We start from the raw sequence: 10,330 nt of genomic DNA on the forward strand, positions 1-10,330 counted from the left end.
GGGGAGGTACGGGCCGTCGTAGCCCGTGCGCTCGACGAGGGTGTGGCGGGTCTCGCCGTAGGTGGCAATGGCGGCGAGGACGACCGAGCCGTGCTCGTCCTTCAGCTCGTACGGCTCGGCGAGCGAACGGGCGCCGTGCTCGACGGCGTACGCGTACGCGGCGCGCGCGTCCGGCACCTCGATGGCGAGGTCGACGACGCCGTCGCCGTGCTCGGCCACGTGCCGGGTGAGGAACTCGCCCCAGGGGGTGGCGGGCTTGATGACGGAGGTGAACACGAAGCGGGCGGAGCCGTTGGTGAGCACGTACGAGGCGGTCTCGCGGCTGCCGTTCTCCGGTCCGGAGTAGGCGACCAGCGTCATGCCGAAGGCCGTGGAGTAGTAGTGCGCCGCCTGCTTGGCGTTGCCCACGGCGAAGACGACCGCGTCCATTCCCTTCACCGGGAAGGGGTCGGCCTGCCGGGCGGTGTCGGGAGCGGGGTGAGTGTTCGCAGAGATGACAGCCATGAGCGCAGGCTCCCCCTCCTCGGCAAGGTGCGCAATAGTTCGCGTATCCGCTGGGCAGTTTGTTCAGTGGTACGACCGTTTCGGCGGGCTTTCTGTACAGGATGACCATCGTGGGAGGCGGCAGCATGGGGATCGATCATCTCGACGGCCGGATCATCGTGCTGCTGGCCGAGGAGCCGCGGATCGGGGTGCTGGAGATGTCCCGGCGGCTGGGGGTGGCCCGGGGGACGGTGCAGGCGCGGCTGGACCGGCTTCAGTCGAATGGAGTCATCCGGGGATTCGGCCCGCAGGTCGATCCGGCGGCGCTCGGCTATCCGGTCACCGCGTTCGCGACGCTGGAGATCCGGCAGGGGCAAGGCCCGGACGTACGGGCGCACTTGGCGACCGTCCCCGAGGTCCTCGAACTGCACACCACCACCGGCAGCGGCGACATGCTGTGCCGGCTCGTGGCCCGGTCGAACGCCGACCTCCAGCGGGTCATCGACCGGGTTGTCGGTTTTGATGGCATTGTCCGGGCCGCCACCGCGATCGTGATGGAGAACCCCGTTCCGCTGCGGATCATCCCGTTGGTGGAGCAGGCGGCGGAGGACCCGGAAGGAACGACGACGACCTGGCCGACGTAGGGGTGTGGGCATGTGAGCTTCTGGGAGTACTTGGGCAACCGGCACCAGCAGCTGCTCACCGACGCCTACCAGCACGCCAGCGCGGTCTTCCAGTGCATGGTCGTGGCCACGCTGATCGGTGTGGTGATCGGGGTCGTCACGTATCGGAGCGAGTGGGCGGGCAACCTCGCCACCACGGCCACCTCGACCATTCTGACCATTCCGTCGCTCGCCATGATCGGTCTGCTCATTCCGATCGTCGGTCTTGGCGTTCCGCCCACGGTGATCGCTCTGACCCTGTACGGCCTGCTGCCGATCGTCCGGAACTCGATCGTGGGCCTGCGCGGGGTGGACCCGTCCCTGGTGGACGCGGCGAAGGGCATCGGGATGTCCCGGCTGATGCGGCTGGCGCGGGTCGAACTGCCGCTGGCCTGGCCGCCGATCCTCACCGGTATCCGGGTCTCCACCCAGATGCTGATGGGCATCGCGGCCATCGCGGCGTACGCCTCCGGGCCCGGCCTCGGCAACGAGATCTTCCGCGGCATCGGGTCGCTGGGCAGCAAGAACGCCCTCAACCAGGTGCTCGCGGGCACGCTCGGGATCATCGTCCTGGCGCTGCTGTTCGACGCCGCGTACGTCCTTCTCGGACGGCTGACCATTCCCAGGGGGATCCGTGCCTGAGCGATCCGTGTCCGAGCGATCCGCATCCGAACGGTCCGCGTCCGAGCCGGCGACCACGACCTCCGGTGCCTCCATCGAGCTGGAGAACCTGACCAAGCGGTATCCGGGCAGCGCCGACCCGGCCGTCGAGAGCGTCAACATGGAGATCAAGGCGGGCGAACTCGTCGTCTTCGTCGGGCCGTCCGGCTGCGGAAAGTCCACCACGCTCAAGATGATCAACCGGCTGATCGAACCGACCGGCGGCCGTATCCGCATCGACGGCGAGGACGTCACCGACATCGACCCGGTGAAGCTGCGCCGCAAGGTCGGCTACGCGATCCAGTCGAGCGGGCTCTTCCCGCACATGACCGTCGCCCAGAACATCGCACTCGTCCCGAAGATGATCGGCTGGTCGAAGTCCCGGATCAGGAACCGGGTGGAGGAGATGCTCGACCTGGTCGGTCTTGACGCCGGTGAGTTCCAGGGCCGCTATCCGCGCCAGCTCTCCGGCGGACAGCAGCAACGCGTGGGCGTGGCACGGGCGTTGGCGGCGGATCCGCCGGTGCTGCTGATGGACGAGCCGTTCGGCGCGGTCGACCCGATCACCCGCGACCACCTCCAGGACGAGCTGATCAGGCTCCAGCACGAACTGCACAAGACGATCGTCTTCGTCACCCACGACTTCGACGAGGCGATCAAACTGGGCGACCGGATCGCGGTGTTGCGCGAACGCTCGCACATCGCGCAGTTCGACACCCCGGAGGCGATCCTCACCAACCCGGCGGACGACTTCGTGTCCGGGTTCGTGGGCGCCGGGGCGGCCCTGAAGCGGCTGAACCTGACCCGCGTACGGGATGTAGAGATCACCGACTATCCGACGGTCACCGTCGACGACCCGCTCCAGGACATCTTCAACCGGCTCCGGGACAGCGGCACCAACGAGATCCTGCTGCTCGACAAGCGCGGCCGGCCCTACAAGTGGCTGCGGCGCGGCGACATGATGCGCGCCAAGGGTTCGCTGGCCCGCGCGGGCACGCTGGTCAGCGACACGGTGACCCGGGACGCGACGCTCCGGGACGCGCTGGAGGCGGTGCTCACGGACAACGCGGGGCGGGTCGCGGTCACCGGGCGGCGCGGCGAGTACACCGGCGTCGTCGACATGGAGACGCTGATGAACTCCGTGCACGAACTCCTGGAGGCCGACCGGCTGGAGGCGATGGAGGCCCAGCACGAGCTGGAGGAGGCCCGGGCCCTCCAGACGCACGCCGAGCAGGAAGGCGCCGGCGGGGAGGAGAAGGCGTGACCACGCCCGAGCTGGAAGAAGAGGAGACGGAGGTCGAGGCCCCGCCGCCCGCGACTCCCCCGAAACGCCGGATCACCTGGCAGAAGCTGACCTTCCTGCCCGCAGCCCTGGTGGCGATCCTGCTGGCGACCTGGCTGTGGTTCAACCAGGCCCACCTGGACGCCATTTCGGAGAACGCGCTGTCCAACGGCCAGGTGTCCAAGGCCCTTTGGCAGCACGTCCAGCTGACCGTGATCTCCACGTTCTTCGTGCTGATCATCGCGATCCCGCTGGGCATCCTGCTGACCCGTAGGGCGTTCCGGAAGGCCGCCCCGGTGGCGATGACGTTCGCCAACATGGGCCAGGCCACCCCGGCGATCGGCCTGTTGGCCCTCCTGGTGATCTGGCTCGGCACCGGCGAGAAGGCGGCCCTGATCGGCATCATCATCTACGCCGTCCTGCCGGTCCTGTCCAACACCATCGCGGGCCTGAAGGCCAACGACCCGACGCTCCTCGAAGCCGCCCGAGGCATCGGCATGTCCCAACTCGGCGTCCTGGCCAAGGTGGAGCTCCCGCTCGCCGTCCCGCTGATCCTGGCCGGTGTCCGAACGGCCCTGGTCCTCAACGTCGGTACGGCGACCCTGGCGACGTTCGGCGGGGGCGGCGGCCTGGGCGTCCTGATCACCACCGGCATCACCACCCAGCGCATGCCCGTCCTGGTCCTCGGCTCGATCCTCACGATCAGCCTCGCCCTCCTCGTGGACTGGCTGGCCTCCCTGGTCGAACTGCTGCTGCGGCCAAGGGGATTGGAGGCGGGCTCATGAGACGCACCTGTCTGGTGACGGCCGGTGCGCTGATCTTCGTATCCGGCTGCGGACTGACCAGCGGCTCCCCCATGGTCGACGACGTCAGCCCCGGCACCATCGGCAAGGGCGAGCCCCTCAAGGGCGCCCATCTCACCGTCACCTCCAAGGAGTTCACCGAGCAGCTGATCCTCGGCGCGATGATGGGCATCGCCTTCGAGGCGGCCGGCGCGGACGTCCTCGACCGGACCGGCATCCAGGGTTCGATCGGCGCGCGGGAGGCCGTCAAGTCCGGTGACGCGGACGGGATGTACGAGTACACGGGCACCGCGTGGATCACGTACCTCGGCAACAGCAAGCCGATCACCGACCCGATGAAGCAGTGGCAGGCGGTACGGGACGCGGATCTGAAGAACGGCCTGACCTGGCTGGCCCCTTCGGACCTCAACAACACGTACGCGCTCGCGATGAACCAGGCCAACTTCAAGAAGTACGGCACGAAGACGCTGTCCGAGGTGGCCGCGCTGGCGAAGAAGGATCCGGGCGCGGTGACGCTGTGCGTGGAGAGCGAGTTCGCCAACCGCGCGGACGGGCTGCCGGGCATGGAGAAGGCGTACGGGATGAGTCTCCCGGCGAAGAACATCACGCAGATGGACACCGGGATCATCTACACCCAGGTAAAGAAGGGGAGTTGCACGTACGGCGAGGTCTTCACCACCGACGGGCGCATCAAGTCCATGAACCTCGCGGTGATGGCCGACGACAAGAAGTTCTTCCCCAACTACAACGCGGCGCCCGAGATCAACACGAAGGCGTTGAAGAAGTGGCCGGCGATCGCAAAGGTCCTGGACCCGGTGACGAAGAAGCTGAACAACACGGTGGCGCGGACGCTGAACGCGAAGGTGGATGTCGACGGGGAGGATCCGCATCAGGTGGCGCTGGACTGGATGAAGGCGGAAGGGTTGGTCAAGTAGGGGTGGTGGAGGGCGAGTTACAAAGGACCAGTTGCAAAGAACCCCTTGCAACGACTTCTTTGCAACGCTACCTTTGTACTCATGTACAAGCCCGAACCGTCCAAGTACCGCAATCTCGACGCCCGTTCGCTGCGCGGGATCGCTCACCCGCTGCGGATGCAGCTGCTGAACGCGCTGCGACGGTACGGACCGGCCACCGCGTCGATGCTCGCCGAGCGGCTGGGCGAGTCCAGCGGGGCCACCAGCTACCACCTGCGCCAACTGGCCACACACGGGTTCGTCGAAGACGCCCCGGAGCGCGGCAAGGGGCGGGAGCGCTGGTGGCAGGCGGTCGAGCAGGGCATTGGCTTCGACGAGAACCTGCTCGTCGACGCGGACCCGGCGGTGCGTGGCGCGGCCGACACGTTCCTGCACGAGGTGGCGACCACCCATGCCCGTGAGCTGTCGACCTGGGTCGGCACCCGGGAGGACTGGCTGCCCAAGTGGTCCCACTCGACCGACATGAGCGACTGGACCGTACGCCTGACGCCCGAACGTACCCGTGAACTCGTGGGAAAGATCCACGAGTTGCTCGAAAGCTATGAGGGCGAGGACACGCCCGACGCGGAGCAGGTGCGCTTCCACCTGCATGCCTTCCCGACCGAATCAGAATGAGACGAGGCAGACCCCGATGCACCCGGAAACCCACCTCCAGTTGCACCACACCCGCGCCGCCGAACTCCAGGCCGAGGCAGCCGCCCACCGCCTCGCCGCCCAGGCCAGGCGCCCCCGCGAACTCCGTAGCCGCCTCGGCTGGACCCTCGTAGAACTGGGCCTGCGCCTGGCCGCCACCCCGAACGGTGCGAAGCCGGCCGTCGCCTAACAGCCCGGCACGGAACCCTTACCCGTCTCCAGCGCCTCCAGCGCGCTCACCGCGCCCTTCAGCGTGGTCACCGCGACCAGTCGTAGACCCTTGGGCAGTTCGGACTTGGCGTCCGAGCACTCGGCCTTCGGTACCAGGAACACCGTCGCACCGTCACGGCGCGCGGCCTGGGTCTTGAGGGCCACTCCCCCGACCGCGCCCACCGTGCCGTCGGTGCCGATCGTCCCCGTACCGGCGATGGTGCGACCGCCCGTCAGATCGCCGCCGTCGCCGTCGCCGTTCAGCTTGTCGATGATGCCCAGGGTGAACAGCAGCCCCGCGCTGGGGCCGCCGACATCGGCCAGCTTGAGCGTGACCTTGACGTTCTTGTCGCTGAGGTTCAGGTAGTCGAGCGCGGCCGTGGTCGCGTCGTCCTGCGACTCCTGCATCTGCTCCGTGTTGTGCTGCTCGATCTCCTTGACGCTGTTGCCGCTCGGGTAGACCGAGTCACGCGGCATGACCGCCCGATCGGTACGGAACCAGCTGTCGATCACATCGCTCAGCGAGACATGCTGATCGGGTCCGGTCGCCTCGATCGTCGTCATGCGCAACTGACCGCTCGTCGTGCGCACCGGCGCCCCGGAGATGGTGATCACCGGGGTGCCCTTGTTCTCGCCGAGCACGTTCGCGGTCAGACCGGGCTGCGCCAGCGAGAAGGGCAACGGCGCGAGGCCCGCCGTGGCGAGCAGTGCCACGACAGGCAGGGCGCAGACGGCTACGGCCTGGGGGCGCGTGAGGCGAGAGAGGAGCACGGGATCAATCTAACGCGACGGCCACTTCCGGCCAGGCGCCGGTCACCCCACACCCCCGACGGCCTCAGCGCAGCGCTTCGGCGACCTCGCGCGCCGCGTCGACGACCCGCGGCCCCACCCGCTCGGGCACCGCGTCGGCCAGCATCACCACGCCGACGCTGCCCTCGACCCCCGTGACGCCCAGCAGCGGCGCGGCGGCTCCGCTCGCTCCCGCCTCCAACTCGCCGTGCGTCAAGGTGTATCCGGGTTCGTCCGCGGCCTGGCGCCGGGCGGCGAGGATCGCGCGGCCTGCGGCTCCCCGGTCCAGCGGGTGGCGGAAGCCGGCCCGGTAGGCCACGTGGTAGTCGGTCCAGGTCGGCTCGACCACGGCGACGGCGAGGGCGTCCGCCCCGTCGACCAGGGTGAGGTGAGCGGTCGCCCCGATGTCCTCGGCGAGCGAGCGCAGCGCGGGGAGCGCCGCCTCGCGTACGAGGGGGTGCACCTGGCGGCCGAGCCGCAGCACGCCGAGCCCGACTCGGGCTCGGCCGCCCAGGTCACGGCGTACCAGTGCGTGCTGTTCGAGGGTGGCCAGCAACCGGTACACGACGGTCCGGTTGACGCCCAGTTTGTTGGACAGTTCGGTGACGGTCAGCCCGTGGTCCGTATCGGCCAGCAGTTTGAGGACGCGCAGTCCCCGGTCGAGCGTCTGGGAGGTCTCCGCGGTCACGACGCCCACTCCTTAAGTGGTGAGGCGGCGGCCTCCTCGCGGCGGATGCGTCACCGAGTCCCGTCAGTGACGCGCTACAGAGGCCGCCGATCGGCGAGGCGGCCCGGCGTGTCCGGGCCCAGTCGCTTCACGGCTGCGCTCCGCGGCGGCGCTGCCACGGGGCGTGTGCGTAGCGGGACACTAGCGAAGCGGGTTCGCTGAGCGGAAGTCTCCGTCCAGAATCCGGTCACCGACTGGTACGGACCGGTTCGCTACATGGCGACATGTCCTGACCTGGGGATCGCCCGTGCGCAAATTCCGCACAGATGTGCGGGTCGACGGCCCATCCGTTGCGCGGGTCGGCGGCGCATCCGTCGCACGGGTCGACCGAGGAGTTGAACCGGCAGCGGGACCGGCGGATCACTTCATGCGCGTGGCCCACTCCTGGACCTTCGCGATGCGCTGCCTCAGCTGCCCGGCCGTGGCCTCGGCGCTCGGCGGGCCGCCGCAGGTGCGGCGCAGCTCGGTGTGGATGACGCCGTGCGGTTTGCCCGTCTGGTGGACGTACGCGGAGACCATGGTGTTGAGCGACTTCCGCAGCTCCATCATCTCCTTGTGGGAGACGACGGGCCGCCGCTCGGCGGGCAGTTCGAGCAGGTCGGCTTCCTCGTCCGGCTTCTTGCGGCTGTGCGCGATCTGCCGGGCCTGCCGCTTCTGGAGCAGCATCTGCACCTGGTCGGGTTCGAGGAGTCCGGGGATGCCGAGGTAGTCCTGCTCCTCCTCGCTCCCCGGGTGCGCCTGCATGCCGAACTCAGCGCCGTCGTAGAGCACCCGGTCGAAGACGGCCTCGGACTCCAGGGCCTCGAAGGCGAACTGCTCCTGCTCGCCGGTGTCCTCGTCCTGCTCCTTGTTCGCCTCCTCCATCTCCTTCTCGGACTCGGCGTACGGGTCCTCCTCGCCCTCCTTCTTCGGCTTGTCGAGGGCGTGGTCGCGCTCGACCTCCATCTCGTTGGCGAAGGTGAGGAGGTCGGGGACGGTCGGCAGGAAGACGGAGGCGGTCTCACCGCGCCGCCGGGACCGTACGAAACGGCCGACGGCCTGGGCGAAGAAGAGAGGGGTGGAGATGGTGGTGGCGTAGACGCCGACGGCGAGCCGAGGCACGTCGACGCCCTCCGACACCATCCTCACCGCGACCATCCACCGGTCGTTGCTCGCCGCGAAGTCGTCGATGCGCTTGGAGGCACCGGTGTCGTCGGACAGGACGACGGTCGCCTTGCTGCCGGTGATCTCGCGGATCAGCTTGGCGTAGGCGCGCGCGGAGTCCTGGTCGGTGGCGATGACGAGGGCGCCGGCGTCCGGGATGCCCTTCCTGACCTCGGTCAGCCGCTGGTCGGCGGCGCGCAGCACGCTCGGCATCCATTCGCCGCGCGCGTCCAGCGCCGTACGCCAGGCCTGACTGATCGCGTCCTTCGTCATCGGCTCGCCGAGCCGCGCGGCGATCTCGTCGCCCGCCTTGGTCCGCCAGCGCATGTTGCCGCTGTAGGAGAGGAAGATGACGGGCCGCACGACGCCGTCGCTGAGCGCGGAGCCGTAACCGTAGGTGTAGTCGGCGGACGACCGCCGAATCCCGTCGTTCCCTTCTTCATACGTCACGAAGGGAATGGGATTGGTGTCGGACCGGAACGGCGTACCGGTCAGCGCGAGCCGCCGGGTGGCCGGCTCGAAGGCTTCGAGGCAGGCCTCACCCCACGACTTGCTGTCACCGGCGTGGTGGATCTCGTCCAGGATGACGAGGGTCTTGCGCTGCTCGACACGGTTGCGGTGCAGCATCGGCCGTACGCCGACACCGGCATAGGTGACGGCGACGCCCTGGTAGTCCTTGCCGAGCGGCCCGGCGCTGTACTCGGGATCCAGCTTGATCCCTATCCGCGCGGCCGCCTCCGCCCACTGCTTCTTCAGGTGCTCGGTCGGCGCGACCACGGTCACCTGCTGCACGACATGGTGGTGCAGCAGCCAGGAGGCGAGGGTGAGCGCGAAGGTCGTCTTGCCGGCACCGGGGGTCGCGACCGCGAGGAAGTCCCGCGGCTGCTCCTGGACATACCTCTCCATCGCACCTTGCTGCCAGGCACGCAGCTTGCCGGCGGTGCCCCAGGGGGCGCGTCCGGGGAAGGCGGGAGAGAGGTGGTGGGAGCTGGTGGAGGAGGCGGCGGTGGTAGTCACGGTCTCCGGGTTCGGGAGTAGGGCGGCTCGGCTACGTGTGGCATCTGCTACGTATGGAATCGGCTACGTATGACAACCGGGCCACCCTACCGGCGGGCCGGTGGTGTCAACGTGCGGACGACGCCGGGGTGCCCTGGGATGGGACTGAGGTCACAGATCCCGGGAGCGTCAGCGCGCGAAGCGCGGCAGCTGGGCAGCGATCTTGGGTACGTCCAGAGCGCCTTGGCAGACGTCCAGTACGAACTGTTCCGCCTCGTCCACGTCGAAGTCCGCGTCCAGGGGGTGTCCGTTCATGTGCAGGAAGACCCAGGTCGCGTACCAGGCGATCCGCTTGTTCCCGTCCACGAGGGCATGGTTTCGGGCGAGGGACTCCATGAGCGCGGCGGCTTTCTGCCATACGTCCGGATAGGCGTCCTGCCCGAACACACTCGACTGGGGGCGCACGAGCGCCGAGTCGAGAAGCCCGTAGTCACGCACCTCGTCCGTGCCGAGCCGCTTCGTGAGGTCGAGCTGCTCGGAAAGGGTGAGGTAGTCCATCAGGCGAGCCTCCGGTTCAACTCGGCGCTGGCGTTCAGCACATGCTCGGCCGCCTCATCGAACAGTCGCGCACGCTCGTTCACCGCCGCGATCACCGCGTCGTGCGCGAAGGCCTGCATGCTGAGCCCCTCCACCGCCGCGCGGTCGCGCAGGGCATCGAGCTCTTCGTCCGTGAATCGCAGGTTCAGTCCAGCCACGCCTCAACGGTACCCAGCGGTACCACGTGGTATCACCGCGCTTCCGTCCGCACCCGCGTGCTCACCCAGGCCCCCACCAACGCCACGCCCGCCATCGGCAGAAACACCGCGGCAAAGGCCCCCGGGTGGGACCCGCCTCCGGCCGAGACGACACCCTGCCCCTGTCTCTTCTACCCCTCTGCCGCTGCCGACGAGGAAGCGAGTGTCGCTACC

The 10,330-nt window shown here is 68.7% G+C and carries 13 protein-coding genes; 7 read left to right on the forward strand and 6 right to left on the reverse strand.

Translation table 11 applies throughout. The features are described from left to right. The coding region (locus ACNFOC_RS43515) for a VOC family protein (RefSeq protein WP_416964534.1) at positions 1-504 on the reverse strand (504 nt) is incomplete at its 3' end. 125 nt (positions 505-629) lie between these two features. Here ACNFOC_RS43515 and ACNFOC_RS43520 point away from each other — a divergent pair. The 7 genes from ACNFOC_RS43520 to ACNFOC_RS43550 all read left to right on the forward strand — a co-directional run bounded on the left by ACNFOC_RS43520 (position 630) and on the right by ACNFOC_RS43550 (position 5,687). Further along, positions 630-1,127 (forward strand): Lrp/AsnC family transcriptional regulator, encoded by a 498-nt coding sequence (locus tag ACNFOC_RS43520; protein ID WP_416964544.1) that lies wholly within the window; start codon positions 630-632, stop codon positions 1,125-1,127. 12 nt (positions 1,128-1,139) lie between these two features. Beyond that, the gene (locus ACNFOC_RS43525) at positions 1,140-1,787 is read left to right on the forward strand and encodes an ABC transporter permease (RefSeq protein ID WP_416964535.1); all 648 of its coding nucleotides are present in this window, start codon (positions 1,140-1,142) and stop codon (positions 1,785-1,787) included. 7 nt (positions 1,788-1,794) lie between these two features. Continuing rightward, on the forward strand, positions 1,795-3,069 hold the full coding sequence (locus ACNFOC_RS43530) for a betaine/proline/choline family ABC transporter ATP-binding protein (protein ID WP_416964545.1): 1,275 nt from the start codon (positions 1,795-1,797) through the stop codon (positions 3,067-3,069). Beyond that, a complete protein-coding gene (locus tag ACNFOC_RS43535; protein WP_416964536.1) occupies positions 3,066-3,872 on the forward strand; it encodes an ABC transporter permease in 807 nt (268 codons plus the stop codon). Before ACNFOC_RS43530 ends, ACNFOC_RS43535 begins: the two co-directional genes overlap by 4 nt. Beyond that, complete coding sequence (locus ACNFOC_RS43540; RefSeq protein ID WP_416964537.1) at positions 3,869-4,825, forward strand: glycine betaine ABC transporter substrate-binding protein; 957 nt, start codon at positions 3,869-3,871, stop codon at positions 4,823-4,825. Before ACNFOC_RS43535 ends, ACNFOC_RS43540 begins: the two co-directional genes overlap by 4 nt. Positions 4,826-4,906: 81 nt before the next feature. Next, positions 4,907-5,479: a helix-turn-helix domain-containing protein gene (locus ACNFOC_RS43545; RefSeq protein ID WP_416964538.1), complete on the forward strand. Its 573-nt coding sequence runs from the start codon at positions 4,907-4,909 to the stop codon at positions 5,477-5,479. Positions 5,480-5,495: 16 nt separating this feature from the next. Further along, positions 5,496-5,687 carry a hypothetical protein gene (locus ACNFOC_RS43550; protein ID WP_416964539.1) on the forward strand — a complete coding sequence of 64 codons (192 nt, stop codon included), beginning with the start codon at positions 5,496-5,498 and terminating at the stop codon, positions 5,685-5,687. On the opposite strand, the gene ACNFOC_RS43555 is transcribed toward ACNFOC_RS43550, so the two are convergent. The 5 genes from ACNFOC_RS43555 to ACNFOC_RS43575 form a co-directional block, all read right to left on the reverse strand. Then, the gene (locus ACNFOC_RS43555) at positions 5,684-6,478 is read right to left on the reverse strand and encodes a S16 family serine protease (protein WP_416964540.1); all 795 of its coding nucleotides are present in this window, start codon (positions 6,476-6,478) and stop codon (positions 5,684-5,686) included. The genes ACNFOC_RS43550 and ACNFOC_RS43555 overlap by 4 nt on opposite strands. A gap of 64 nt (positions 6,479-6,542) precedes the next feature. Further along, positions 6,543-7,184 carry an IclR family transcriptional regulator gene (locus tag ACNFOC_RS43560; RefSeq protein WP_406125907.1) on the reverse strand — a complete coding sequence of 214 codons (642 nt, stop codon included), beginning with the start codon at positions 7,182-7,184 and terminating at the stop codon, positions 6,543-6,545. A 399-nt stretch (positions 7,185-7,583) separates the two neighbouring features. Next, positions 7,584-9,383, reverse strand: a complete 1,800-nt coding sequence (locus ACNFOC_RS43565) for a DEAD/DEAH box helicase (RefSeq protein WP_416964541.1) — start codon at positions 9,381-9,383, stop codon at positions 7,584-7,586. Positions 9,384-9,551: 168 nt separating this feature from the next. Continuing rightward, entirely contained in the window at positions 9,552-9,920 is a 369-nt protein-coding gene (locus tag ACNFOC_RS43570; protein WP_416964542.1) for a type II toxin-antitoxin system death-on-curing family toxin, read from the reverse strand. Next, complete coding sequence (locus tag ACNFOC_RS43575; protein ID WP_416964543.1) at positions 9,920-10,117, reverse strand: hypothetical protein; 198 nt, start codon at positions 10,115-10,117, stop codon at positions 9,920-9,922. The genes ACNFOC_RS43570 and ACNFOC_RS43575 overlap by 1 nt, the downstream gene beginning before the upstream one ends. Positions 10,118-10,330: the final 213 nt, after the last annotated feature.

The organism is Streptomyces colwelliae, from assembly GCF_048158785.1.
Classification (GTDB): domain Bacteria; phylum Actinomycetota; class Actinomycetes; order Streptomycetales; family Streptomycetaceae; genus Streptomyces.

Bases quoted from the DNA above. Each gene is read 5' to 3' on its own strand.
- ACNFOC_RS43520 (WP_416964544.1), top strand. From the start codon at position 630: ATGGGGATCGATCATCTCGACGGCCGGATCATCGTGCTGCTGGCCGAG.
- ACNFOC_RS43540 (WP_416964537.1), top strand. From the start codon at position 3,869: ATGAGACGCACCTGTCTGGTGACGGCCGGTGCGCTGATCTTCGTATCC.
- ACNFOC_RS43545 (WP_416964538.1), top strand. From the start codon at position 4,907: ATGTACAAGCCCGAACCGTCCAAGTACCGCAATCTCGACGCCCGTTCG.
- ACNFOC_RS43550 (WP_416964539.1), top strand. From the start codon at position 5,496: ATGCACCCGGAAACCCACCTCCAGTTGCACCACACCCGCGCCGCCGAA.
- ACNFOC_RS43570 (WP_416964542.1), bottom strand. From the start codon at position 9,920: ATGGACTACCTCACCCTTTCCGAGCAGCTCGACCTCACGAAGCGGCTC.